Here is a 24,854-nt window from a genome sequence, read left to right on the forward strand (position 1 = left end):
GTTCTGAAAGAGGTCAAGGAATCTAGGCGTAGTGGCAGGCGACGTCGGCGGTGCCCACGCGGCGCAGTGCCGGCCGTTCGGTGGCGCAGAGGTCCGTGGCGAGCGGGCAGCGGAGCCGGAAGGGACAGCCGCCGGGCCCGGGGACGGCGGCGGCGCCGGTGCGGACGCCGAGCGACTCGCGGGCTTCGCGGCGGGCGGCCTGTTCGGCCGGACGGGGTACGGGTGAGGCGGCCACGAGGGCCTGGGTGAAGGGGTGCCTGGGATTTTCGGTGACGGCCGCGGCCGGACCGGTTTCCATGACCTGCCCGCGGTAAAGCACCACCACGCGCTGGGCCAGGAACTGCACCACGGCGATGTCGTGGGCGATGAACAGGTAGCTCAGGCCGCGTTCGTCCCGGAGGTCGGCCAGGAGGTTGAGGACCTGGGCCTGGGTGGAGAGGTCCAGGGCGCTGACGGCCTCGTCGCAGACCACCAGTTTCGGGTCGCAGATCAGGGCGCGTGCCACGGAGATCCGCTGCCGCTGGCCGCCGGAGAACTGGCTGGGGTACCGGTCCACGGCCTCCCTCGGCAGGCCGACGCGTTCCAGCATGTCCTCTGCCTTGGCCCTGGCTTCCGCCGGTGAAAGACCGCGGAGCCGGAGGGGCTCAGCCAGCGAAGTGCCGATGGTGTTCCGCGGGTTCAGCGAGGAATTGGGGTCCTGGAAGACTGCCCGCAGTTCCCCGCCGAGTGCCCTGCGCTGGGCGGGGCCGGCGGAGGTGATGTCCTTGCCCTGGTAGCTGATGGATCCATCGGAAACCTTCTGCAGGCCCAGGATCGCCTTGCCGATGGTGGACTTGCCGGACCCGGACTCTCCCACCAGGCCCACGGTCTCACCCGGCGCGATGCTGAAACTGACCCGGTCGACGGCGGCCGGCGCGGCGGCTGCCTTGCGGCCCCGGCCGTAGCGGACCACCAGGTCCTTGACGTCCAGCACGGGCGTTCCGGCGGCGGAGGGAGTGGAATCGCGGCGTTCCGTGACGGCGGTGCTCATGCCAGGTCCTTTTCAACGATGCTGTCTTGTTCCGGGGCGGGTTCCGGGGTGGCGGAGCTGACCGGACTGACCGGCAGCAGGCGGCCGGCGGGAACATCCGTGGCCAGCCAGTCCATGCCTTCGATGGCCAGCTGGTCCGCCTTCACGCAGCGGACCAGGCCGTCGCCGGCGCTGGAGGGCAGCAGCGGGACCGGTTCCAGGCAGGCGGACCCGGCGAACTGGCAGCGGGCGGCGAACCGGCACCCGGCGGGCCAGTCCTTGGGCTGCGGCACCTGGCCGCTGATGGTGGCGAGCCGTTCGGGCATGGAGTCCGCATGGTTGGCGTGCGGGTCTGCGGCGAGCAGCGCCAGGGTGTAGGGGTGGCGGGGGTTGTCCAGGATGGCGGCTGTCCTGCCGTTCTCCACCACATGGCCGGCGTACATGACGGCCACCTGGTCGCAGATGTCCGCCACCACACCGAGGTCGTGGGTCACCATCACCACGGACATGCCGGTGTCCTTCACCAACGCCCGGAGCAGTGACAGGATTTCGGCCTGCACCGTGACGTCCAGGGCGGTGGTGGGCTCATCCGCCACCAGGAGTTTGGGGCGGCCGGAGAGGGCCAGGGCGACGGCCACGCGCTGGGCCATGCCGCCGCTGATCTGGTGCGGGTAGGTCTTCAGGATGCGCCCGGCGTCCACGATGCCCACCTTTTCCAGCAGGGAATGCGCCTCGGCCCGGGCCTCGGACCGGCCCATGCCGCGGAGCCGGCGGATGGTGGCGGTGAGCTGGTACCCCACCGTGAACATGGGATCCAGGGCTCGCATGGGCTCCTGGCTGATCAGCGCTATCTCCCGGCCGCGGACGGACTGCATGTCCTTGTCCGGGGTGGCGGCCAGGTTCCTGCCGTTCCACAGGATCTGCCCGCCGGTGGCGGAGACCCCGGAGGGCAGCAGTCCCAGGAGGGACAGTGCCGTCATGGTCTTCCCGCAGCCGGATTCCCCCACCAGGCCCAGGACCGTGCCGGGTTCGACGTCGAAGGAGACGCCGGTGACCAGTTGGACGCCGGTGCCGGTGCCCGCATTGTCGACGCCGACGGAGAGGTTGCGGACGCTGAGCGTCCCCTTCGCGCCAGCATCAGTTCCGGCGTCGCCCGTTTCCTCCGCGTCCCGCGCCGCGGCGGCAATGGCCGCCACTGCTTTGGCACGCTGCCGGCGGTCCGCCGCGGAGGGCAGGTGCGGGGCTGCGGCGTTGGGCGCCTTGCCCAGGGCGTTGCCGATGGCGTTGGCGGAGAGGACGGTCAGCGCCAGCACGGCGCCGGTGGGCACCATCATCCAGGGGGCGTCGTAGACATGCTGGGAGGCGCCCTGGATCATGCCGCCCCAGCTGGGCTGCGGGATGGGCGGTCCGAAACCGATGAACGCCAGGCCGGCCTGGATCAGCATGCCCACGGCGAAAATGAGCGCCGCCTGGACCACCACGGTGTTGGCCAGGCCGGGAAGGACGTGCCGGACGCTGATGCCCAGCGGCCCGAGTCCGTCCACTTTTGCCGCGTCCACGTAGAGCTGGGACTGCAGGGACTTGGCCTGGCCCAGGATCACGCGGTAAATCCCGGCGGACATCAGGATGCCCAGGATGGCCATGACCAAGGGAATGTTAGTACCCACGGCACCGATGACCGCCAGGATGATCACGGTTCCCGGCAGGGACATCATGACTTCGGTGACCCGGCTGATCGCCGTTTCGGTCCGCTCCCCCGCGCCGGCGGCGAGCATGGCCAGGATGGTGCCGAGTCCGACGCCGACAATCACCGTGATCATCGACGTCCCCAGGGTGCCGGCCGCGGCGGCGAAGATGCGGCTGAGGATGTCCCGGCCCAGTTCGTCGGTGCCCAACCAGTGCGCGGCGGTAGGACCGGAAAGGACGGCGGTGAAGTCCTGGTCCTCAGTCTTGAACGGCAGCCACAACGGTGCCGTCAGGGAGGCGATGACCAGCGCCGCCAGCCACACCAGGCCTGCCACCGCTCCCGGTGAGCCGAGCAGCCGGTGCCGGGACAACCTGGTGAGGGCCGCCCTGCCGGGGCGGGGCACGGGGGCTCCTGCCGCCGTCGTACTTCCTGCCTGGTCCGCGTCCGCGGGAGCCGGGGCAACTGTGGGGATCATGAGGCACGCAACTTCGGGTCGAGGAACTTGGTGGCGAGCTCCAGCACCAGGTTGACGGCGACCACCACCACGGTGGCGATCACCACCACGCCCTGCACGGCGGGGGCGTCGTGGGTGCTGACGGAGGTCTGGACGGCCTGGCCCAGCCCGGGCATGGCGAACAGCTGTTCCGCGATGACGGAGCCGCCAAACAGGCCAATGAACTGCAGGGCGATGCCGGCCACGATGGGCAGGCTCGCATAGCGGAGGGCGTGGACGTAGAGAATCTTCCAGGTGGGGGTGGCTGTGGCGCGCAGGGTGCGGATGTGCTCCTGCTGCAGCGCCTCCAGCATGGAGGCCCGGGTCTGCCGGGCGATGAACGCGGCGCCGCCCACGGCCAGGGTGATCACAGGCAGCGCCAGGGACAGCGCCCAGTCCTGCGGCGAGACCTCGAACGGCACGTAGCCGGTGGCGGGGAAGACGGAGGACTGCACGGCGAAGAGGTAGACGAAGATGATGCCCACCCAGAAGGCGGGCAGTGCGACCAGGAGTCCCACGAAACCGCCGATGGCCCGGTCCAGCAGCCCGCCGCGGACGGCCGCCGTCACGCCCAGCGCGACGCCCAGGACGGCGCTGAGGATGGTGGCGCCGGCCGCGAGGGAAGCGGTCACGGGGAGCCGGTTGGCAAGGTCTGCGGTGATGGAACGGCCGTCGATGAGGGAGACGCCCAGGTTTCCCTGCGCCGCGTCCCCCAGCCAGCGGGCGAACTGTGAAACCAGGGGGTCGTTCCAGCCGAGCTGCCGGTTCAGCTGGTCGATCGCGTCCTGGGAGGCGCCGGCGCCCAGCGAGACAGCTCCCGGGCTGCCGGGCATGGCGTGCACCAGCAGGAATGCCAGCACCGCCACCACCAGCACCGTGGCGAGCGCCATCAGCAGGCGCTTGGCTACGAACAATGCCATGGGTGACCTCCGTTGGTCAGGCCCGGCGCCCCGGTTGATGCGGGGCGCCGGGCGGATTGGATCAGTTGGCGGGCTTGTAGGAGGAGAGCAGCGGGTAGGCGTTGGTGCCGGCGAACGTCACCTCGGAGACCTTCTTGGTGTTGTAGCCCCAGTTGGACAGCGACTCGTAGAGCGGGATCAGCCAGCCGGACTCCACCAGGCGGGTGTTCAGCTTGGTCAGGGCGGCCTTCTTCGCGGCGTCGTCCTTGGCCGCGGCTGCCTCGCCCGTTGCGGCGCTGAGCTGGTCATCGGTGGCCTTCTGGACGTTGGTGAAGCCGTTCAGGATGGCGCCGTACATCAGGCCCACGGGGTTGTCCCAGCCCAGCGGCGCGTAGCCGAGCGGGGTGGTGGCGACGGCGGCGAAGGCTTCGTCGGTGGACGCGGCCATCTTGACGTTCATGGTGATGCCGACGGCGGCAAGGTCCTTCTGGACGGCCTGCAGGTCCGTCTGGGTCTGGGCGCCGGCGATGATGGTGAACTCGAAGCCGTTGGCGTAGCCTGCCTCGGCCAGCAGGCTCTTGGCCTTCTCCGGGTTGTAGGCGAACGTCTTTTCCAGGTCCCCGGTAAAGCCGGCCGAGTCCTTGGGCAGGGCGTTCCAGGTGGGGATGTCGCCCTTGTGGAGCGCGTCCACCAGCGCCTGCCGGTTGATGGCGTACTGGATGGCCTGGCGGACCTTTTCGCTGGCGAACGCGGGGGCCGTCTTGCCGGTCTTGTCGAAGGAGACCATGGTCTGGACGGTTCCGCCGATCCGGGACACCCCGACGCCCTTGGACTTCGCGAAGTCCACGGTGGGCGAGGTCAGCTGGGCAACGTCGGCCTGGCCGGACACCAGTGCGTTGGCGCGGGCCTGCGGGTCCATGATGACGGTGAAGACGATCTTGTTGTAGGCGTAGTCGGCGGCGTCGTCGTTCTTGTCGTTCTTGACCATCACGTACTTGTTGCCCTTCACCGTGGACGGGTCAAGGGTGTACGGGCCGGAGCCGTCCGGGGTGGTGGCCAGGCTGGCGCTGTCCGCCACACCCGCCTTGCCCACGATCATGCCCATCGTGGAGGTGAGGTTCTTTTCGAAGCCCGGCTGCGGCTTGGCGAAGGTGATGGCCACCTGGGTGGGGCTGACGACGTCGACACTGGCGATTTCCTGTGCGCCGCCCTTGGCGATGGCGGAGTAGGTGCTCAGGGCGGTGTCGCTGCGCCGGTCGAGGTTGGCCTTGACCAGGGCGGCGTCCAGGGTTGAACCGTCCGTGAAGGTGACGCCTTCCTTGAGCGTCAGCGTCAGGACGGTGCTGTCCGCGTTGTAGTCGAACTTCGTGGCCAGGCCGGGGCCGGCCGTTCCGTCGGGCTGCAGGTCCAGGAGGGTGTCGTAGAGGCCCTCCATGAACTGGCGCTGGGCGTCCGCCACGCGGATCGGGTCGTAGCCGAACGAGGCCGAGTCGCTTTCCACGCCGATGGTCAGGGTGGACTTGTCCACGGTGGAGTTGGCGGACTGGGCCCCGCCGCCGCAGGCGGCCAGTGAGCCCATCAGCAGGGCGCCGGTAAGGACGGCAGCGCTGCCGCGGGCGGTGGTGGTCAGGAGTTTCATCTGGTGCGCCTTCGCATTCGTCGGTGACTGCAAACGGAAAAGAATTCAGGGGGCCGGGGGTCTCCGGCACCCTTCAAGAATCGGCGGGACGAGAAGGACCAGACATGACAATGTCATTGATTGAAAAAGTATTGTGGCGGGCGTCACGCACCCGCTCAGGATGGATGAAGGCAGAGACGCCTGGGAGCCCCACGGGCCCCATCACGAGAGGAACCACATGACCAACCCGTTTCCGCAGGACTTCCTTTGGGGCGTGGCCACCGCGGCCCACCAGGTGGAAGGCAACAACGTCAACAGCGATACCTGGTTCCTGGAGCACCTGCCCGGGACGATCTTCGCTGAACCGTCGGGGGACGCGGTGGACCACTATCACCGGTACCGCGAGGACATTGCGCTGATCGCCGGGCTGGGCTTCACCACCTACCGCTTTTCCCTGGAGTGGGCCCGGATCGAACCCGAGGAGGGGCGCTTCTCGGCCGCTGCACTGGACCACTACCGGCGGGTCCTTGAGGCCTGCCACGAGCATGGCCTCACTCCGGTGGTCACCTTCCACCACTTCACCTCGCCGCTGTGGCTGCTGCGGGCCGGCGGTTGGGAAAGCGACCGGACAGCGGAGCTCTTCGCCCGCTACTGCGACCGGGCCATGGCACACCTCGGCGACCTGATCGGTGTCGCGTGCACCCTGAACGAACCCAACCTGCCGTGGTTGCTGGAATCCTTCGGCATTGGGGGCGAGGCACCGGAGAACCGCGGCAAGGTTCCCGTGTGGGCAGCCGCCGCTGAGCGCCTGGGCGTCGATGCCGCCACAGTGGCACCGTTCCAGTTCTGCTCCACGGGGGCCGGTTTCGCCGTCAAGCTCGCCGCCCACCGGGCAGGCACCGCAGCGATCAAGGCGCACCGCCCGGACCTGCAGGTGGGATGGACCTTGGCGAACTCGGACATCCAGTCGGCCCCCGGAGGCGAGGAGATCGCTGACCGGGTCCGCCGGGAGGTGAACGAACGGTTCCTCGAGGCCTCCCGCGGCGACGACTTCGTGGGCATCCAGACCTACGGCCGAACTGTCTACGGCCCGGACGGGCACGCTCCCGCCCCGGAGGGAGCCGCCACCAACCAGATGGGTGAGGAGATCTACCCGCAGGGCCTGGAGGCAACCGTCCGGGAGGCCTGGCGTGTTGCCGGTGTACCGGTGATCGTCACCGAGAACGGCCTTGCCACCGAGGATGACACGCAGCGTTTGGCGTACCTGAAGACCGCGGTCGACGGCGTTGCCTCCTGCCTTGCCGACGGCATCGACGTGCGGGGCTACATTGCCTGGACGGCGTTCGACAACTTCGAGTGGATCTTCGGCTACCGGCCCAAGTTCGGCCTGATCGCCGTCGACCGTTCCACCCAGGAGCGCACCCCGAAGGACAGCGGACGGTGGCTGGGGACCTTCGCCCGGGAGCATACTGCAGCGCGGGTCACCCAGCCCGCCTGATACCCCGCCGGACACGACCAGTGGCCCGGACCTGCCGCAGCGGGTCCGGGCCACTGGTGTCTGCGCAGGCCACGCTCGCCGGCCCGGCCACCGGGCTCAGGTGTACTGCTGCAACCTCAGCTTCGCCACAAAGTCCGCCACGATCAGCCGGCTGTCCACGGAGGTGTAGGTCCGGCGCCTGGACCCGGACTCTTCGTAGGCGGAGCCGGCCCCGTCAAGCCCCGTCACGATGAGCGGGGCGCTGTCGCCAAGGCGCCACAGCGGCCCGAATTTCACGAAGTCCGGCACCTCGAGGCTGTTGAAGTGTTCCCAGAGCCACGCCCCGGCCGGCCCGCCCTCGCGGAACGCCAGGTCCAGTTCGGTCACGGGGGCGGCGAGCTGGCGGTACGTCTCGGCGGGGAACTGCCACACGGCCAGCTCCGGGTTCCCCAGGACAAAGTCGGCAGCGGCGGCATCGGTGTACTGGTTGTACTCTTCCTCCTCCCCCGCAGCCCCGCCCACCCACGCCAGCGTCAGCGCGGAGGCCACGGCCGGTTCCAGCAACAGCGCATCAGCAACATTGGTCAGCGGACCGGCGCAGACCAGGACCAGGGGCAGCCCCTCCCCGGCAGCGGCGTCAACGATGGCATGCGCTGCAGGGTTGCTGCGGGGCGTACCGGTGAACCCGGTGTCCGGTCCGGCGTGGACGCCTCCCGGCACCTTCACCTTCATTACCCCCAGAAGCTTCCCGGCAAGCCGTGCGCCCGCCTCCGCCTTCCCTTCCGGCGGCCCGAACATGGGGTTTGTCAGCGACGACGTGACGGCCACAATCCTGTTAGCCGGCGAGAGCGCGTGGTGGGCCAGGGCGACCAGCCCGTCCGGGTCCCCGGCCCAGTCGTTGTCGATGATGACGCTGCAGCGGGGTTCAACGGAAATCATGTCCATCCTGGTCCTTGGTGATCGGTGTGTCCGCCCAGCTTCGCCGGATCCCGGCCGCAGGAGCAGCCGGTTTTCCAATCAGCGGCACACTGAACCGGTGAAAAAACTTCGAGGTCCCGCCCATCCCCGGCCGTTGCAGCACCGAACCACTGGAGACCAAACCTGCCTTTGCTAGGAGGGAATGATGGATGCAGTGGACCAGCAGGCCCTGACCGGCGCCGTCATCAAACTGCATAACCTTGATATCGCCGAGCTGTGGCTTGACTACGTTGCCCTGGGCGGGGACGCCTCGGAGCAGGAGATCAGGGATTACAGCCTGGGGACGGGCACCCTCCCGGAGAAGGAGCGGGATGCCCTGTCCCAAAGCGTCAACGAACGTTGCGCCGAGGCGGACCTGGTGGTCAGGGCGCCGTACAGCAATTCACCGCTGGCCGTCATGCATGCCGGCCCCAAGGATCCCTATTCGTCAAAGTAGGTAAAGGTCTTCGCGCCGCCCGCGACGGAGGACACCACCAGGGACGCCACGTCCCGCAGTTTCATGTTCCTGCTGTTGGAGGCTTCCCGCAGCACCTTGAACGCCTCGTCCTGGCTGCAGCGGTTTTGGGCCATGATCGCGCCGGTGGCAAGGTCGATGACCGTCCGCGTCTGCATGGCTGCCGTCAGGCCGTCCTTGGTGTCCTGGAGCTTGGCCATCCGCAGGGTCAACGTCAGGCCCTTGGAAGCCTGTTCCGTGAATGCTTCCGCCGTGGAGATGGCCTCGGCGCTGAAGGCGGACCGCTCGCTGCTGTACAGGGTGAAGACGCCGTTGTCGGCGCCTTCGAGCTGCAGCGGCAGCGCAAGGACCGAGCCTGCGCCCTGGTGGACAGCGGCGGCAGCGTAGCGCGGCCACCGTTCCTCGCCCTGCAGATCCTCCACATGGACGGTCGCCGCCGTACTGACGGCCGCGTCCCCCGGGCCCTGCCCGAACTTGAATTCCAGCTGCTCCAGCAGCCTTGCCCTGGCATCGCTGGCTGCTGCGGCCGTGGGCTTCTTGGGACGGCTGACGGAGATGCCGCAAAACAGATCGGGGCCCACGCTGCCCAGGCGGGCCACAGCGTACAGGGCGAGACTGTCCAGGAGCCGTGCTACATCAGGACTCTGCAGGACCAGGTCCTGAACGTGGGCCGCAACATCGTCGAAAACCCCGCCACCTGATATCCCGGTGTCAACCACCAGTCTTCCTCTCGACACATTTGATAGCCATGGAACCATGGCCGCCCCCTGCCGAACGGTACTTCACAGCGTACCCGTGCGAACACCGTAGGGTGTGAATCATGACGCTTGCCTTTGCCCCCTGCGGGACCTTCCTCGGGAGCACCGAGGACGTGGACGGCGCCACCGTACACCGGTTCCTCGGCATCCCCTACGCCGGGTCCCCGGCCGGGGACCGCCGCTTCCGCCCTCCCGTCCCCGTGTCCGGCCACAGCGGTGACATGGACGCCACCTCGCACGGGCCGGCCGCTCCGCAAAATCCGGACGCTGCAGCGCCGCCCGGTGATGAGCCGTACCGCTGGAGCGAAGCAGGCTGCCTCAACCTGAACATCTGGACGCCGGACCTGGACGGTCCGCCCCGGCCCGTCATGGTGTGGATTCATGGCGGCGCGTACCTGATGGGCGCCAACAGTGACGGGATGTACGACGGCGCCAACCTCGCCGCCGCCACGGGCACGGTGGTCGTGGCCATCAATTACCGGTTGGGGGCGCTTGGCTTCCTCCACCTGGCACATCTGCTCGGTGAAGGCTTCGAGGATTCGTCCAACCTTGCCCTGCTGGACCAGTTGGAGGCGCTGCGCTGGGTGCGGGGCAACATCGAAGCCTTCGGCGGCGACCCCCACCACGTCACGCTGTTCGGCGAGTCCGCAGGTGCGGCGGCCATCGGCACCCTGCTGGGCATGCCGGCGTCGGAAGGCCTCTTCCGGCGGGCCATCATGCAAAGCGGCACCGCGCAGCGCTTCCGGACGCCGGAGGCATCGGCCCGGGTGACGGCCGGGTTCCTGCGGTTGTGCGGCCTGGATGAAAGCTCGGCGAGCGAACTCCTGACCATGCCCGTGGAGCGCCTCCTGCGGGCCCAGCGGCAACTGGAGGACCATCTGGCCGCAGGCAGCTTCGCCATTCCCCTGCCGTTCCAGCCCAGCGCGGAAACACCGTCCCTGCCGGAACCGCCGCTGGACAGCATCAGGCGCGGGACCAACAGCGGCGTGGACCTGATCGTGGGCACCAACCTCAACGAAGGGTCCTTCGCCGTCCAGCTGCGGCCGGACCGCCCCGGGGATCCGGAGTACCCGGACCGCGCCGCCGCTGTCCTGGCCGACGGCGGCCTGCCGGAAGACCGCATTCCGGGCTACCCGGACGCAGTGGCGGACGTCCTGGGCCGCCCGCCCCGTGGAAGGGAACTGCTGGAGGCGGCCATCGCCGATTCGGTGTACCGCCAGCCCAGCAACAACCTGCTTGACGCGAGGCCGGGGTCCGACGGCGTGGCCACGGGCAGGACGTTCGCTTACCTCTTCACCTGGCCCAGTCCCGCCATGGGTGGAAAGCTGGGCTCCTGCCACACCTTGGAGATCCCGTTTGTTTTCCGGCACCTGCTGTCCCCGGAGGCCGCCTACCTGACCCGCGGGAAAGCCCCGGCCGCCCTTGGCGATGCGATGAGCGGGGCATGGGCTGCCTTCGCCCGGACCGGGTCACCGGACCAACCCGGGCTGGCCTGGCCGGACTACGGACCGGACCGGTGCACCCTCATCCTCGACGAGGTCCCGCGAGTGGAGGAGGATCCGCGCGGAGCGATCCGCAGGTTGTTCGCCGAAAACCGGGTCAGGACGCTGCCAGCCCGTTAAGGGTGTCGCGGATTCCCTTGAGCGCAGGGTCGCGCAACTGCATGAACATCGGCTTCAGGAGCGGCTGCACGATCTTTGCCGGGCCCTTGATGCTGAATTCGGCCGTGTACTTCACCACGGAGCCGGCACCGTTGGGGCTGACGTCGATGGAGTCGAAGGCGGTGACGGTCTTGTTCTCGCCACGGAGTTTGATGTGGCCGTCCCGCAGTTCGATGACCTCATAGATGAGGGTCTGGCGCTTGCCCCGGAACTCCGATTCGGCATGGTACTTGTGGCCGACAGCCACCGAACCCGGGGTGATCTTGTCCATCACCGGGGTATTGGGGTCCCACTTGCTCGTGTTTTCGAACTCACTCATGAAGGCGAAGGCCTTCTCAGCGGACAGTTTGGTTTCCACACTTCCGGAGACTGTGATCATCACCCCAGTCTAGGAGTACGCCGGGGCCGGGCGGCAGGCCTTGGGAACTTTTGCCGTGCCGCCCCGCCCCGGGAGTGAACCCGCTAGCAGGCCTCGAAGTCCGTCAGAACCTTGACCTTGCCCGCGGAGGCGGACCCGGGGTCGAAGGTGTACCCGATCCATTCCCTGGCCAGCCGGCGGGCCAGCTCGAGGCCCACCACCCGCTGGCCCATGGTCAGGACCTGGCAGTCGTTCGAGAGGATGGAGCGCTCAACGGAGAAGGAATCGTGCGCGGCCGTGGCCCGGATGCCCTCGACCTTGTTGGCGGCGATGGCCACCCCGATGCCGGTGCCGCAGAAGAGGATGGCCCGGTCCGCGGCCCCGTCCCGGATCATTTCACCGGCAGCGATGCCCACATACGGGTACGGCTTGGTGAAGTCGTCCGGGGCATCCCCGCGGTTGACCCCGATGTCGATGACCTCGCTGACACGGGGATCGTTGCGCAGGTCCTCCAGGACCTTGTCCTTGTAGTCGACGCCCGCTTCGTCAGCGCCAACAATCAGCCTCAGCCTCATGGCTTGTCCTTCCGTGCTCATGCCCCGATGCTTTCCCGGGAAGTGTTTTCCTGTGCTGCCGGGATGTTCCCGGCGAAGTGCGGGCCCATGACCCGGAACACCATGGCCAGCGAGGTGGCCCCCGGGTCCGGGGTGCCCAGGCTCTTTTCTGCCAGTGGACGGGCCCGGCCCTTCAGGGGCAGCAGCTGGGCGGTGGCCTCGGCAGCGGTTGCGGCGTCAGCGGCGGCTTCCGCCCAGGCCTGCACGGGGGCAGAGCCTTCGGCCACCTTGCGGCTGAAGGTTGCGGTGAACGGCAGCAGTGCGTCCACCATTGTCTTGTCGCCGGTCTCGGCCTTGCCCAGCTGGATGATCCGGTCCGCGAAGGCGGCCACCCCGGCCGCCAGGTCCCTTTCGCCGGGCGCGGCGGAGTTCCCCACCGTTTCGCCGAAGGCACGCAGCCCGGCTCCCCACAGGACCCCTGAGGTGCCGCCGGCCTTGTCGGCCCAGGCGTCTCCGGCGGCCGCCAGGACGTCGCCCGCGCCGGCGCCCTGTTCGAGGGCAGCCGCTGCGGCTGCGGCCGCCGCATCCACACCGCGGACCATGCCGCGTCCGTGGTCGCCGTCCCCGGCGATGGCGTCCATCCGGCCCAGGCGTTCCTCTGCCTCGTGCAGGGAGGTCCGCGCGGCGTCGATGGCTGCAACACAGGAGGCCGCGTACCCGCGGGAGGCGTCCGTGGCGCTGTAGGCACCCGCGTCCGCTCCGGCGTCGTCCGCGTCCTCCCCGGCGGAGGCACCCACCTCGGCTGCCGCGGTCCCGCGCCGGTAGGCGGGGGTCTCGGCAGGGGCAACCCACAGCGGCTCGAGTTCGTCATCGAGCCAGGTGACGGTCAGCGAGACGCCGGCCATGTCCAGGCTGGTGACCAGTTCGCCCACCTCGGGCATCACCAGCGTGTAGCCGGCCGCGCGGAGCAGCGGCGCCACGGTGGCCCACAGGACGAACAGTTCTTCATGCTTCGTGGAGCCGAGCCCGTTAAGGATGACGGCGATCCGGTCCCCCGCGTTGGGCGGCGTTTCTGACAGCAGCCGTGCCACCAGTTCCTGTCCGAGTTCCTTCGCGGATGGCAGGTCGGTGTCGTGCAGGCCGGGCTCGCCGTGGATGCCCAGGCCCAGCCCCATCTGCCCCTCAGGCAGCGTGAAGAGCGGCGCGTCGGCGCCGGGGAAAGTGCACCCTGCGAACGCGCTGCCGATGGTGCGGGTCAGGCTGTTGGCCTTGCGGCCCAGGCGGACTACCTCGGCGAGGTCCGCGCCGTTTTCGGCGGCGGCGCCCATCACCTTGAAGACGGTGAAGTCGCCTGCAATGCCGCGGCGCTTGGCCATGTCCGACGGCGGGGCGCTGGCAATGTCGTCCGTCACCAGGACGTTTTCCACGGCGATGCCCTCGGCGGCGAGGCGCTCGCTGGCCATGCCGAAGTTCATCACGTCGCCGGCGTAGTTGCCGTAGGTGAAGACGACACCGGCGCCGGATTCTGCTGCCTTGGCCACGGAGTAGGCCTGCTGCGCGGACGGCGACGTGAAGATGTTGCCCACCACGGCGCCGTCGGCAAACCCTGTGCCGATCAGCCCGGCGAAGGCCGGGTAGTGGCCGGAGCCGCCGCCTGCAAGGACTGCCACCTTGGGACGGGCGGGCCGGTACCGGCGGACGGCGCCGCCGGGAACCTGGCGGACCAGGCCGGAATGGATATCGCAGAAGCCGGCGAGGGCTTCCTCGGCGAACTCCGAGGGGTCATTGAAGATCTTTGTCATGGTGGGCTCTCTGGCGTCCGTTGGGGTTCGAAAGGGCTGTGGGGCCCTTAGTGCATGTGGCTTCCGCCGTTGATGTCCACCACGGTTCCGGTTAGGTAGGCGGAGTCCTCGGAGGACAGGAAGGTGATCACGGAGGCCACTTCCTCGGTGGTGGCGTTGCGCCCCAGCGGGATGCCGGCGTTGATGGCGGCTTCCTGCTCTTCTGTGCTGCCCACGCGGATGTTGGTGTCCACGGCGCCGGGGGTGATGGCGTTGACGGTCACGCCGGTGGTGCCGAGTTCACGGGCCAGGGCCTTGGTGAAGCCGAGGATGGCGGCCTTGGCTGCGGAGTAGGGGACCTTGCCGAACACGCCGCCGCCGCGCTGCGCGGACACGGAGGACATGTTCACGATCCGGCCCCAGCCGTTCTCGATCATGTCCGGAAGGAATGCCTTGGTGACCAGGTAGGTGCCGGTGGCGTTGACGTCCATGACCTTGTGCCACAGCTCCAGGGTGGTTTCCAGGAACGGGACGGGCGAGGTGATGCCGGCGATGTTGGCCAGGGCACCCACGGGCGGGAGGTTGCCGGCTGCCACTTCGGCGGCGACGGCGGCCTGGGCGGCGGTGACGGAGGCTTCGTTGGCGACGTCGATCTCGTGGCCGAAGGCGGGGACGTTGAATTCGTTGCCAATTTCCGCTGCCACCTTGGCGGACTTCTCGCCGTCGAGGTCCAGGATGGCGATGGCCCAGCCCTGGCGGGCGTAGCGCCGGGCGGTGGTGAGGCCGATGCCCCGCTCCGAGGTGGCTCCGGTGAGGACGGCGGTGCGCTGGATGGTGGTCATGGTGGGTGCTCCTTGAATTGTTTGGGTGGATCGATTGCTCCGTAACGGCCCTTATGAGGCGTCAAAACGGCAGTTGCTCAGCAATCGATGGTGGGTCTGGTCAGATGAGGTCGGTGATGAAACTTGCTGCCTTGGCGGCGGCGGCGGGGCGTTCGTCGTGGGTGACGTCGCGGGTTTCGAGTTCGAGGGAGAAGTGGCCGGTGTAGCCGTCCGCGGCAAGCCTTTTCAGGCCGCCGGCGAAGTCGGCCTGGCCGTTGCTGATGCTGAGGTTGATGTTCCCCGGGACGGCGTCGCGCAGGTGGACGTGGCTGACCCGGCCCTGGTGGACGTCCAGGTATTCCTGGATGTCCTCGCCGGACGCGACGATGTGGCTGAAGTCCATGACGATCCCGACGCCGGATCCTGCCAGCCGGTCCGCCAGCTTCTTTGCCCGGTCCAGGTTCCAGCAGAACCGCAGGAAGTGCAGGGATTCGGTCCAGAGTTCGACGCCGAACTCCGCCGCCCGCTGTCCGGCGCCGATGAGCTGGGCGGCGATGAGGTCCAGGTCCTCGCCTTCGCTGCGGAGGGGGTCGTGGTTGAGTGCGCCGCACGGAAGGACCAGCGCCTTGGCGCCGGTGTTGGCAGTAAGGGTGAGCAGTGCATCCAGGTGCCGCCCCCTCGCTGCCTGGGCATCGGCGTCGAGCACGGCGTTGAGGTCCCCGATGTCCCCGTTGACCGAACGGACACGGAGCCCGGAGGCAATCACCTCCGCGGAAACTGCGGCAACGGCCGGGTCATTGAGCTCGTACGGGACGTGGTCGCAGACGCCGGGCAAGGCACCCAGGTCGATTTCCTCGAAGCCCAGCCCCTTCATGGTGTGCAGGGCCGCACCCAGGTCCTGGTGGCGGAAGCTGATCGATGAGCAACCGAGTCTGGAATGGAACATCGTTGATCCCTTGGTTCGTACGGAGCAGTAGTGATGGCCACCACAGTAGCTTGGTTAACTGTCAACAGTCAACCCATGGAGTTGACTGTTGACATTGACGCATGATGCGGGTCACACTGGGGCGTATCATTTGTTAACAGTCGACAGCGGCGGACTTCCTTCGGCCGCTTTTCGAAAGGGAACCACACATGAGCAAAGATGCTCTGACCATGCGCGGTCCGGTCCACGGAACCAAGGACGCCAAGCGCGTTGCCATTGGCTCCGGCGTGGGCGCTGTGATCGAGACGTATGACTTCATCGGTTTCGGCACCGCTGCCGCGCTGTACTTTGGAACCGCGTTCTTCCCCGGAAGCGACCCCGTGACCGGCACCCTCGCCTCCTTCGCCACCCTCGGCGTCGGATTCGCCGCCCGCCCCCTCGGCGGCATCATCGGCGGACACCTTGGTGACAAGGTGGGCCGCAAGCCCGTCCTGGTCACCTCCCTCATCCTGATGGGCCTGGCAACGTTCGCGATCGGCCTGCTGCCCACCTACGCCGCCGTCGGCCTGCTCGCCCCCGCCCTCCTCGTCTTCGTCCGCATCGTCCAGGGCCTGGCCTTCGGCGCCGAATGGGGCGGAGCCATCCTGATGAGCTACGAGCACGCACCATGGAAGGCCAAGGGCAAATACACCGGCATCGTCCAGGCCGGCTTCCCCGTAGGCCTCCTCCTGGCCAACCTGACCTTCCTCTTCAGCGTCAACCTGGGCGGCGAGCTCGCCTGGCGCATCCCCTTCCTGGCCAGCATCGTGCTGGTGGCAGTGGGCCTGATCATCCGCTCCAAGGTTCCCGAGTCCCCGGTCTTCGACGAGGTCAAGGACAGCGGCGCCATTGTGAAGTCCCCCATTGTGGAGGTCATCAAGACGGACTGGCGCAACATCGTCAAGGGCATCGGCCTCCGCGTCGCCGAGACCGCCGGCTACGCAGTGTCCATCACCTACATGATTTCCTACCTCAACAGCCAGCACCTGGCTGACAAGACCCAGACGCTGATCGCCCTCTGCATCGCCTCCGCCATCGGCATCTTCGCCACCCAGGCCTGGGCCGCCCTGACGGATAAGATCGGCCGCCGGCCGCTGTACGTCTGGTCCACCGCATTTGCAGTCCTGTTCGCCATCCCCATGTTCCTGCTGGTCAACACCGGCATGTTCATCTTCATCATCGCCACGATCGTGATCTCCTACGCGGTGTGCCAGAACTCCCTGGCCGGTGCGCAGGGCGCCTGGTTCCCGGAGCTGTTCCAGGCCAAGACCCGCGCTTCCGGCGCCAGCCTGGCCTACCAGATCTCCGCCATGGTGTCCGGCTTCACCCCCTTCATCACCACCCTGCTGTTCGTCAGCTTCGGCTGGATGGGCCCGGCCATGCTGTTCGGCATCTACGGCGCCGTGGGCCTCTGGGCAGCCGTCGCCACCAGGGAAACCTGGGGCAAGCGGGAGCGCGACCTGGCGGAAGAGGCCAGCAAAAGCACCCCCAACCCGGTGAACGCCTGACCCGACAGCACCCCGCCTTGGGTGCGTAACCAGCAAGCCGCCCACCCGCAGGCACCGCCAGAAAGCACGGCACCGCACCCGCCGGTACCGTGCTTTCTGCCGTAGTATCGAATCCACACGACTGTAAACAGTCGACTTATGACATTGAGGACAGAAGCCATGGCCGGACTGACCGCCCCGCTGCTGGGACTGGAAAAGAAAAGCCTGCGCGAGCAGGCCCTCTCGGCGCTGCGGACCGCGATCACCAGTGGTGAACTCGCGCCCGGAAGGCACCTGGTGGAAACCGAGTTGTCCGAGATGCTGCAGATCAGCCGCGGAACCCTGCGTGAGGCCCTGCGCCAGCTCGAGCAGGAAGGGCTGTTGTCCGCCGGCCCCCGTGGCCGCCTCTCGGTCCGGCACCTGGACGAAAAGGAAATCCGGGACATTTACGCCGTCCGCGCGGCCCTGGAATCGCTTGCCGCCCGGACCCTGTGCGAACTGCCGGAGCGGCAGCACGTCACCGATTCCCTGCACAAGGCCATCGACGTCATGGCTGAAGGTGCGTCCGCATCGCTTGAGGACAAGATCGAATCGGACCTGGAGTTCCACCGCACCTTGTGCCGGCTTACGGGCAACGAAACCCTGCTGCACTCCTGGGAATCACTGGAGGGCTCCATCCGGATGTCCATCATGTTTGCCGGCCTGGAACGGGCAGTCAGTAACATGAGCGTCGACCGGCACCGCGACATCGTGGCCGCCATTGATACCGGCGATGCCCAGCTTGCCCGCAAGACCATCCTGGAACACATGGATACCGCCGCCGCGAACCTTGTTTCCTGACTGCCGGGACCGCAATTCCGGCTCGTGCCTCGTGGGCTGACGCTCCGGGAATCCCTGTGGCATGTCAACCGTTAACCTACTGTGCGGTAGAAAACCCGCAGTGTTGACGAGGGATGTGATGAGCACAAAGTTTGAATCGGTGGAGGACGACGCCGGCAAAGTCACCCGCTACGTTCGGCATGCCAACGGCGGTGGTTACGTTTCGCCGGGCGCCGTGGTTGCCGAGAGCGCAAGGATCGGCCCCATGAGCTATGTGGAGCACGGCGCGGTAGTGGGCGCGGGCTGCAGGATCGGCCACGGCAGCTGGATTGACCGTGAGGCGAAAGTGGGTCCCCGGACCGTGATCGGTGATGGAGTACGGGTGGGCCGCGGGACCGTGATCGGCAACCGGGCCAACATCGGCAGCCATTCCCGAATCGGGTCCGGCGTGCTGATCGGCCATGGGGTCCACCTCCATTCAGACACCACCATCCCTGACGGCGGGGAGCGGGTCCAGGGAACGCGTCCGGCCGTCACGCCGGCCAAGAGCCGCCAGCACCGCAGGCCGACCCGCGGAATGGCCGCCTAGGAAGCGGACCGCCGTCCCTTCACTGCCGCCCCGCCCCACACGGCCAGCAGCAGCGCCACCAACAGCAGGCCGGCGTCGCCCAGGTCGATCGCACCGAGCCACTCCGTCACCGGGTCCTCGAGGGCGAAGGCGGCGTGGAGGAATCCGCCGAGCGTGATGACCGCGATGAACAGGGCCGAGACGGCGGAGATGCCGGTGACCAGCGCGTTGAACCCCAGCGTCCGCCGCGGATCCCCCAGCGCCGAACGGTACATCCGCATCATGGCCACGCCGTTCAGCGAATCGCAGAGCGTCATCGCTGCGGTGAACGCGAGGGGCAGCGCGAGCAAAGCGAAGGGCGGCACCCCGGCCAGCGAGGCCGCCGTCGTCATCATCAGCAGCCCGATGGTGGTGGCGGTGTCAAAGCCGAGGCCGAACAGGAACCCGATCACGTAAATGTTCCGCGGCCGCCGCACCCTGGACAGCGGCCGGTTGAGGAGCCGAGCCACCAGTCCCTGCGGTTCGAGTTCGCGGGGATCGACGGCGGCACCGGTCCGTGCGCGGCGGTAAGCCCGGGCCGAGCGTGCGAACGCCGAGCCGTTAAACAGTCCCATGGCCAGCAGGAACAGGCCCGACACACCGCTGCCGATCAGCCCCAGGACCAGGTTTGCGGTGGTTCCGTCCTGCATGAACTCCCCCACCATGGCAGCGCCGGCGATCACCAGGACACCGGCCAGCGTCACCACCGAACTGTGGCCCAGGCTGAACGCGAAACCAACGCTCACCGGGTCCTGCCGCTGCGCCACGAACTTGCGGGTGGAGTTGTCGATCGCGGCCAGGTGGTCCCAGTCGTAACTGTGTTTCACCCCCGCCAGGTAGGCGGTGGCCACCAAGCCCCAGGACAGCACCTGGGGACCGTCTGCACCAGCGTGTCCGGCCAGGAGGAGGACGACGGCGGCCGCGTGCAGTGCGGCCACGGCACCGAAGGTGAAGAGCAGCCGGGTCTTGACCGGCAGGGCGTCCCGGCGCTGGTACATGGTGGCGATGTTGGTCAGCGCGGTCATCAGTGTTTCCTCAGCTTCAGCGGCTCCTGCCCGCGCCAGCGTTCCCGAAGGAGGCCGGTGCAGGCCGTGAGCAGTCGGTTCAGTTCTTCAGTGTTGCTGGCCAGGGACCGCAGCACCAGCCCGGTGGTCCCGAGCACCGTGCGCGTCAGTGACACGCCGGTCCTGGCCTGGTGATCCTGTGCCAGCGAGTGCAGGTCGTCGGCGAGCGCCTGGTCCACGCGGGCGTCCACCGCGACGAGCGAGCCGAGGTGGCTGAATCCCTCCATGAACCCGAGTCCCGTCACGTCGTTGTGGGGCGGCCGGATCAGCAGGTTGTCCAGTGCCAGCAGTTCGGTGCCGGCCTCCTTTTCCACCCGGATGTCGTTCCGCAGCCGGACTTCCTCGTACCGGAACGCGGCGCCGTCAGGCGACCAGCCGGGAGTCACTACCTCGGCCATGACCAGGGACGACGAGGGCCGCAAAGTCACGGAGGTCCGTTGCCGGTAGCTGGCGTCCCGGTAGGCGATGAGCTGGTCCGGCATCAATTCCAACCGGGCCCCCTCCCCCAACCGGACAACCATCCGCTGCTCCGCAAAAGACCCCGGAGTCCGATACACCTTCGTAGCGGACTGCGTCGTCAACAGCAGGTCAGCCCCATCCTGGACTTCAATATCCAGCAGAAAGAGATCCGCCCCAAGATAAGCCCCGCCAGGATTCACAACGACATAACAAACCTGCCCAGAGCCATCGAGATAATGAGGCCGCATAACCCTTAAGGCACCCCGGTGGTACTGATGCGAAGCAACTGAGCGCTGACCCCGGACGGCGACCACAAGCTCAAGCTCGCCCATTGGTGACTGTCCGTGGTTGCGTCCGGCGGCTTCGCCGGATTTGGGGCCGTGCCCGCTCCGCGGTGCCCGCCACGCCGCGGCCCCAAAATCCGGCCTCGCCGCCTCAGCGCGAACGTCACCTTCGTGCACGTGGAGAGAGGCCATGTCTACTGCGCCAAATCAAGCATCAACACGTCATGCCTTATCCATTCGATGACCTTCTCGAGGCCTTCGTCGGTTTTGAGGTTGGTGAAGCAGAAGGGCTTGTTGCCGCGGAATTCCTTGGAGTCCCGCTCCATGACGGCCAGGTCTGCCCCTACGTGCGGGGCGAGGTCGGTTTTGTTGATGATGAAGAGGTCGGACTTGATCATGCCCTGGCCGGCTTTCCGGGGGATCTTTTCGCCTTGGGCCACGTCGATGATGTAGATGGAGAAGTCGACCAGTTCGGGACTGAAGGTGGCGGAGAGGTTGTCGCCGCCGGATTCGACGAAGATGACCTGCAGGTCGGGGTGCCGGGCTTTGAGTTCCTCGATGGCGGCGGTGTTCATGGAGGTGTCTTCGCGGATGGCGGTGTGTGGGCAGCCGCCGGTTTCGACGCCGATGATGCGGTCCACGGGGAGGATGCCGTTGGCGGCGAGGATCTTGGCGTCCTCGATGGTGTAGATGTCGTTGGTGATAGCGGCCATGGAGATGCCGCCGCTCATGTGCCGTGTGATCCGTTCCACGAGTTGGGTTTTGCCGGCGCCGACGGGCCCGCCGATGCCGATTTTGATGGGTTCAGTCATGGTGTTCCTCCTGTGAAGCGGAAAGCACGGTTAGCTCATGAACATCCGGGCACGTTGGCGTTCGTGCCGCATTTGTGAAATTTCGAGTCCGGGGCTGACGGCGCCGAGGTCGTCCGGCGTGAGGTCCGCGATCGCGTCGAGGGCGGCAGCGACGTCGTCGTGCGCTGTGCGCAGCACCCGTTGCCCGGCGTTTTGGCCGAGCGGGATGGCGCGGACGGCGTTTTGGGTGAGGGACGTGACGGTGGCGAAGAGGTAGGCGGCGAGCGCCTCCTGCAGCGGCACGCCCAGGGAGCGGGCGACGACGGCGAACGCGAGCGGCTGGTGCCCTGCGGCCCGGCCGGTGGCCACCAGGTCCCGGTACAGTTCCAGCGCGGGCGAGGGAAAGACCTCCGCCCCGATCTCGAGCAGCCGCGAGCCCATCTTCACGCTCGCCTCCCGAACCTGCCGCGGCAACAGAGAAGCGGACAAAAGAGAGTCCAGCTCCCCCAGCCCAACACCCTCATACAGCAGCCGAACAGCCAACCCATCGGAGTAGGTCAAGGACTGCGCCACAAAAGCCGACAGCCACCCACCAAAAGAAGCCTCATCAGCGACCACCCCGGCATCGATGTATGTTTCAAACCCAAAAGAGTGAGCAAAAGCCCCAGTAGGCAAAGCGGAATCAACCAACTGTTGAAGAGCAAGCTGATAACTGCTCACCGCACTGCCGCCCGACGGAACGGAGCATCGCGACGGCCCGGTTTGGGGGCCGCGGCGTGGCGGGCACCGCGAAGCGGGCACGGCCCCCAAACCGGGCCGGCGCACCCAAGCGACACCTCCCGTAGAGCGCGCAGCGCTGCGACAGGGTTATTAGTGCGAGTGTTCAGCATGGCGGAAAGGCACGGGCATGACCCGTTCCTGGCGGGTGTAGGGCACGGCGTTGTGACGAAGGTAGTCCTCGACGGTGTGGTCGTAGGCGCACACCATGACGTCGGCCCCGTATTCGCTGTCCGCGTCGAAGAATTGTGCCTGGAGGTGGCGGTTGCCGAGGGAGTGGGCGGTGACTCCCATTTCGTGGATGCTGCGGGGTGCGATGACCAGGACGTCGGTGGGCAGGACGGAGACGACGATCATGTTGGTGTCGGCGACGTGCAGGATATCGCCGTCGCGGAGGTCGCCGGCCCCGGACGGGAGCCGGATGCCGATCTCGTTGCCGTGGTCCGTCGTCGCCCGTTGGATGCGTTTGACCAGGGCCGCGCTGGGCAGGACGACCTTCTCGCGGTGCAGCCCGGTGTAGGCGGTGAGGTCGGGGTCCGGCAGGTCGTGGAGGTTGCCGAGGACTTTGTCGATGATCATGCGGGTTCTCCGGAGTCTTTTAGAAGAGGAAGTAGCGCTGCGCCATGGGGAGCACGTCGGCGGGTTCGCAGGTGACGTCCTCGCCGTCCACAGTGACCTGGTAGGTTTCCGGGTCCACCTGGATGTCGGGGGTGGCGTCGTTGTATTTGAGGTCTGCTTTGGTGAGGTGCCGGATGCCGGAGACGGGCCGGATAACCTTTTCAAGGCCGAGTTCCGACGGCACACCGGCGTCGATGGCGGCTTTGGACAGGAACGTGATGGAGCATTGCTGCACCGTCTTCCCGTAGGCGCCGAACATGGGGCGCATGGTGCGCGGCTGCGGGGTGGGGATGGAGGCGTTGGCGTCCCCCATGAGGGCGCAGGCGATCTGCCCGCCCTTGAGCACCAGTTCCGGTTTGACGCCGAAGAACGCGGGATCCCAGAGGACCAGGTCGGCGAACTTGCCTTCCTCCACGGACCCGACCGTGTCCGCGATGCCCTGCGCGAGGGCGGGGTTGATGGTGTATTTGGCCACGTAGCGTTTGAGCCGGAAGTTGTCGCTGCCGGCGCTGCCGTGCGCGCCGCCGTCGTCATCTTCCAACACGCCGCGCTGTTTCTTCATGCTGTCCGCCACCTGCCAGGTGCGGGTGATCACCTCGCCCACGCGGCCCATGGCCTGGGAATCGGAGGACGTGATGGAGAAGACGCCCAGGTCCTGCAGGACGTCTTCGGCGGCGATGGTTTCGGCGCGGATGCGGGAATCGGCGAAGGCCACGTCCTCGGGGATGTCCGGGTTGAGGTGGTGGCAGACCATCAGCATGTCCAGGTGCTCTTCGATGGTGTTGCGCGTGTACGGCAGGGTGGGGTTGGTGGAGGCGGGCAGGACGTTGGGCATGCCGGCGATCTTGATGATGTCCGGTGCGTGCCCGCCGCCGGCACCTTCGGTGTGGAACGTGTGGATGACGCGGCCGTTGATGGCGCGGATGGTGTCCTCCACGAAGCCGCACTCGTTCAGGGTGTCGGTGTGGATGGCCACCTGGACGTCGTATTCGTCGGCCACGGTGAGCGAGGTGTCGATCGAGGAGGTGGTGGCGCCCCAGTCCTCGTGCACTTTCAGGCCGATGGCGCCGGCGCGGATCTGCTCGGCCAGGGGTTCGACGGCGGACGCGTGGCCTTTGCCGAACAGTCCAATGTTCATGGGGAACGCCTCGGCCGCCTGCAGCATCCGGTGGATGTGCCACTTTCCGGGGGTGACGGTGGTGGCCTTGGTGCCCTCCGCCGGGCCGGTGCCGCCGCCGATCATGGTGGTGACACCGCTGGCCAGGGCGGTGGGGATCTGGTCCGGTGAGATGAAGTGGATGTGGGTGTCGATGCCGCCGGCGGTGAGGATTTTCCGTTCGCCGGCGATGATTTCGGTGCCGGCCCCGATGATGATGTCCACGCCGTCGGTGATCTGCGGGTTTCCGGCCTTGCCGATCCGGAGGATGTGGCCGTCCCGGAGCGCCACATCCGCTTTGTAGATGCCGGTGTAGTCCAGGATCACCGCGTTGGTGATCACGGTGTCCGGAATGTCCTCCTGCCGGCCGTCCCCGTCCCGGGTAGCCTGGCCGTTCTGGCCCATGCCGTCGCGGATCACCTTGCCGCCGCCGAACACCACCTCCTCGCCGTACACGGTGAGGTCCTGCTCGATCTCAAGGAACAGTTCGGTGTCCGCCAGCCGGATCCTGTCGCCGGTCGTCGGGCCGTACAGGTCGGCGTACTGCCGGCGCGGAATCTCGAAGCTCACTGTCCGTCCCCTTCCGTAAGAGGCCCGCTTTGGCGGGTGCCGCCGTCGAGCTTTCCATTGACCGCGTTGCTGAGGCCGTACACCTCGCGGCGCCCGGCCAGCTCGATCAGCCGGATGCTCCGCGAGTCCCCGGGTTCGAACCTGGCCGCTGTGCCCGCCGGGATGTCCAGGCGCCGGCCGTACGCCGCCTCCCGGTCGAACGTCAGCGCAGCGTTGGCTTCTGCGAAATGGAAATGCGAACCCACCTGTACCGGCCGGTCGCCGGTGTTGGTCACGGACAGTTCAATAGCGTCCCTGCCCGCGTTGGCCGTCACGGGCTCGGGCCGGAGGATGTATTCCCCAGGAATCACTGTGGCTCCTTAGCGGATGGGATCGTGGACGGTGACCAGCTTGGTGCCGTCGGGGAAGGTGGCTTCGATCTGCACGTCATGGATCATCTCCGGGATGCCTTCCATGACGTCGTCGCGGGTGAGCAGTGTGGTGCCGTAGCTCATGAGGTCGGCCACGGTGCGTCCGTCGCGGGCACCTTCGATGAGCTCGTAGCTGATGATGGCCACGGCCTCGGGGTAGTTGAGCTTGAGCCCCCGGGACTGGCGGCGCCGGGCGAGGTCGGCGGCCACCACGATCATCAGTTTTTCCTGCTCGCGTGGCATCAGATGCATCAAGGGTCCCTTCGGCGGCCTGCGGACGGCGTGGACCCAGAGTAGGAC

General features: G+C 67.5%; 25 protein-coding genes. 6 read left to right on the plus strand and 19 right to left on the minus strand.

Translation table 11 applies throughout. From position 1 onward, the window contains the following. Window positions 1–22: 22 nt before the first annotated feature. The 4 genes from AS031_RS10945 to AS031_RS10960 form a co-directional block, all read right to left on the minus strand. Entirely contained in the window at window positions 23–1,030 is a 1,008-nt protein-coding gene (locus AS031_RS10945) for an oligopeptide/dipeptide ABC transporter ATP-binding protein (protein WP_058268189.1), read from the minus strand. After that, window positions 1,027–3,171 (minus strand): dipeptide/oligopeptide/nickel ABC transporter permease/ATP-binding protein, encoded by a 2,145-nt coding sequence (locus tag AS031_RS10950; protein ID WP_058268190.1) that lies wholly within the window; start codon window positions 3,169–3,171, stop codon window positions 1,027–1,029. The genes AS031_RS10945 and AS031_RS10950 overlap by 4 nt, the downstream gene beginning before the upstream one ends. Further along, the gene (locus tag AS031_RS10955) at window positions 3,168–4,109 is read right to left on the minus strand and encodes an ABC transporter permease (protein WP_058268191.1); all 942 of its coding nucleotides are present in this window, start codon (window positions 4,107–4,109) and stop codon (window positions 3,168–3,170) included. The genes AS031_RS10950 and AS031_RS10955 overlap by 4 nt, the downstream gene beginning before the upstream one ends. Before the next feature lie 61 nt (window positions 4,110–4,170). After that, entirely contained in the window at window positions 4,171–5,727 is a 1,557-nt protein-coding gene (locus tag AS031_RS10960; protein ID WP_058268192.1) for an ABC transporter substrate-binding protein, read from the minus strand. Between the two features lie 217 nt (window positions 5,728–5,944). On the opposite strand from AS031_RS10960, the gene AS031_RS10965 reads away from it, so the two are divergent. Then, window positions 5,945–7,204 carry a glycoside hydrolase family 1 protein gene (locus AS031_RS10965; RefSeq protein WP_058268193.1) on the plus strand — a complete coding sequence of 420 codons (1,260 nt, stop codon included), beginning with the start codon at window positions 5,945–5,947 and terminating at the stop codon, window positions 7,202–7,204. A 96-nt stretch (window positions 7,205–7,300) separates the two neighbouring features. Here AS031_RS10965 and AS031_RS10970 read toward each other — a convergent pair whose 3' ends face one another. Beyond that, window positions 7,301–8,122: a nucleoside hydrolase gene (locus AS031_RS10970; RefSeq protein ID WP_228379617.1), complete on the minus strand. Its 822-nt coding sequence runs from the start codon at window positions 8,120–8,122 to the stop codon at window positions 7,301–7,303. Between the two features lie 184 nt (window positions 8,123–8,306). Here AS031_RS10970 and AS031_RS10975 point away from each other — a divergent pair, with 184 nt between their 5' ends. Continuing rightward, window positions 8,307–8,597, plus strand: coding sequence for a hypothetical protein (locus AS031_RS10975; protein ID WP_058268472.1), 291 nt, complete (start codon window positions 8,307–8,309; stop codon window positions 8,595–8,597). Here AS031_RS10975 and AS031_RS10980 read toward each other — a convergent pair. Further along, complete coding sequence (locus tag AS031_RS10980) at window positions 8,582–9,334, minus strand: GAF and ANTAR domain-containing protein (protein WP_058268195.1); 753 nt, start codon at window positions 9,332–9,334, stop codon at window positions 8,582–8,584. The genes AS031_RS10975 and AS031_RS10980 overlap by 16 nt on opposite strands. A gap of 101 nt (window positions 9,335–9,435) precedes the next feature. Between AS031_RS10980 and AS031_RS10985 the strand changes: the two genes are divergently transcribed. Continuing rightward, window positions 9,436–10,995: a carboxylesterase/lipase family protein gene (locus AS031_RS10985; RefSeq protein ID WP_058268196.1), complete on the plus strand. Its 1,560-nt coding sequence runs from the start codon at window positions 9,436–9,438 to the stop codon at window positions 10,993–10,995. Here AS031_RS10985 and AS031_RS10990 read toward each other — a convergent pair. From AS031_RS10990 to AS031_RS11010, 5 genes are all read right to left on the minus strand, one after another. Continuing rightward, entirely contained in the window at window positions 10,973–11,413 is a 441-nt protein-coding gene (locus AS031_RS10990) for an SRPBCC family protein (RefSeq protein ID WP_058268197.1), read from the minus strand. The two genes, AS031_RS10985 and AS031_RS10990, sit on opposite strands and share 23 nt — an antisense overlap. A gap of 83 nt (window positions 11,414–11,496) precedes the next feature. Beyond that, a complete protein-coding gene (locus tag AS031_RS10995) occupies window positions 11,497–11,988 on the minus strand; it encodes an RpiB/LacA/LacB family sugar-phosphate isomerase (protein ID WP_306589756.1) in 492 nt (163 codons plus the stop codon). Then, on the minus strand, window positions 11,985–13,748 hold the full coding sequence (locus tag AS031_RS11000; protein WP_058268198.1) for a dihydroxyacetone kinase family protein: 1,764 nt from the start codon (window positions 13,746–13,748) through the stop codon (window positions 11,985–11,987). Before AS031_RS11000 ends, AS031_RS10995 begins: the two co-directional genes overlap by 4 nt. A 47-nt stretch (window positions 13,749–13,795) precedes the next feature. Beyond that, the gene (locus AS031_RS11005) at window positions 13,796–14,569 is read right to left on the minus strand and encodes an SDR family NAD(P)-dependent oxidoreductase (protein ID WP_058268199.1); all 774 of its coding nucleotides are present in this window, start codon (window positions 14,567–14,569) and stop codon (window positions 13,796–13,798) included. A gap of 100 nt (window positions 14,570–14,669) precedes the next feature. Beyond that, window positions 14,670–15,494, minus strand: coding sequence for a sugar phosphate isomerase/epimerase family protein (locus AS031_RS11010; protein ID WP_058268200.1), 825 nt, complete (start codon window positions 15,492–15,494; stop codon window positions 14,670–14,672). A 188-nt stretch (window positions 15,495–15,682) separates the two neighbouring features. Here AS031_RS11010 and AS031_RS11015 point away from each other — a divergent pair, with 188 nt between their 5' ends. The 3 genes from AS031_RS11015 (at window position 15,683) to AS031_RS11025 (ending at window position 18,407) form a co-directional block, all read left to right on the plus strand. Beyond that, window positions 15,683–17,020 (plus strand): MFS transporter, encoded by a 1,338-nt coding sequence (locus tag AS031_RS11015; RefSeq protein ID WP_058268201.1) that lies wholly within the window; start codon window positions 15,683–15,685, stop codon window positions 17,018–17,020. Window positions 17,021–17,179: 159 nt separating this feature from the next. Beyond that, on the plus strand, window positions 17,180–17,839 hold the full coding sequence (locus tag AS031_RS11020) for a GntR family transcriptional regulator (RefSeq protein ID WP_058268202.1): 660 nt from the start codon (window positions 17,180–17,182) through the stop codon (window positions 17,837–17,839). A 118-nt stretch (window positions 17,840–17,957) separates the two neighbouring features. Further along, a complete protein-coding gene (locus AS031_RS11025) occupies window positions 17,958–18,407 on the plus strand; it encodes a transferase (RefSeq protein WP_058268203.1) in 450 nt (149 codons plus the stop codon). Here the strand turns inward: AS031_RS11025 and AS031_RS11030 are convergent. The 8 genes from AS031_RS11030 to AS031_RS11065 form a co-directional block, all read right to left on the minus strand. Next, on the minus strand, window positions 18,404–19,450 hold the full coding sequence (locus AS031_RS11030) for a HoxN/HupN/NixA family nickel/cobalt transporter (protein ID WP_058268204.1): 1,047 nt from the start codon (window positions 19,448–19,450) through the stop codon (window positions 18,404–18,406). The genes AS031_RS11025 and AS031_RS11030 overlap by 4 nt on opposite strands. Next, window positions 19,450–20,280 carry an urease accessory protein UreD gene (locus AS031_RS11035; RefSeq protein WP_058268205.1) on the minus strand — a complete coding sequence of 277 codons (831 nt, stop codon included), beginning with the start codon at window positions 20,278–20,280 and terminating at the stop codon, window positions 19,450–19,452. Before AS031_RS11035 ends, AS031_RS11030 begins: the two co-directional genes overlap by 1 nt. 146 nt (window positions 20,281–20,426) lie before the next feature. After that, window positions 20,427–21,044, minus strand: coding sequence for an urease accessory protein UreG (gene ureG, locus AS031_RS11040; protein ID WP_058268206.1), 618 nt, complete (start codon window positions 21,042–21,044; stop codon window positions 20,427–20,429). A 30-nt stretch (window positions 21,045–21,074) separates the two neighbouring features. Further along, on the minus strand, window positions 21,075–21,743 hold the full coding sequence (locus AS031_RS11045) for an urease accessory protein UreF (RefSeq protein WP_058268207.1): 669 nt from the start codon (window positions 21,741–21,743) through the stop codon (window positions 21,075–21,077). 150 nt (window positions 21,744–21,893) lie between these two features. After that, window positions 21,894–22,379: an urease accessory protein UreE gene (ureE, locus tag AS031_RS11050; RefSeq protein ID WP_058268208.1), complete on the minus strand. Its 486-nt coding sequence runs from the start codon at window positions 22,377–22,379 to the stop codon at window positions 21,894–21,896. Window positions 22,380–22,398: 19 nt separating this feature from the next. Continuing rightward, on the minus strand, window positions 22,399–24,144 hold the full coding sequence (gene ureC / locus AS031_RS11055) for an urease subunit alpha (protein ID WP_058268209.1): 1,746 nt from the start codon (window positions 24,142–24,144) through the stop codon (window positions 22,399–22,401). Then, the gene (locus AS031_RS11060; RefSeq protein ID WP_058268210.1) at window positions 24,141–24,494 is read right to left on the minus strand and encodes an urease subunit beta; all 354 of its coding nucleotides are present in this window, start codon (window positions 24,492–24,494) and stop codon (window positions 24,141–24,143) included. Before AS031_RS11060 ends, ureC begins: the two co-directional genes overlap by 4 nt. 9 nt (window positions 24,495–24,503) lie before the next feature. Further along, complete coding sequence (locus AS031_RS11065; RefSeq protein ID WP_058268211.1) at window positions 24,504–24,806, minus strand: urease subunit gamma; 303 nt, start codon at window positions 24,804–24,806, stop codon at window positions 24,504–24,506. Window positions 24,807–24,854: the final 48 nt, after the last annotated feature.

The organism is Pseudarthrobacter enclensis (assembly GCF_001457025.1).
In the GTDB taxonomy this organism is placed as follows: Bacteria; Actinomycetota; Actinomycetes; order Actinomycetales; family Micrococcaceae; genus Arthrobacter; species Arthrobacter enclensis.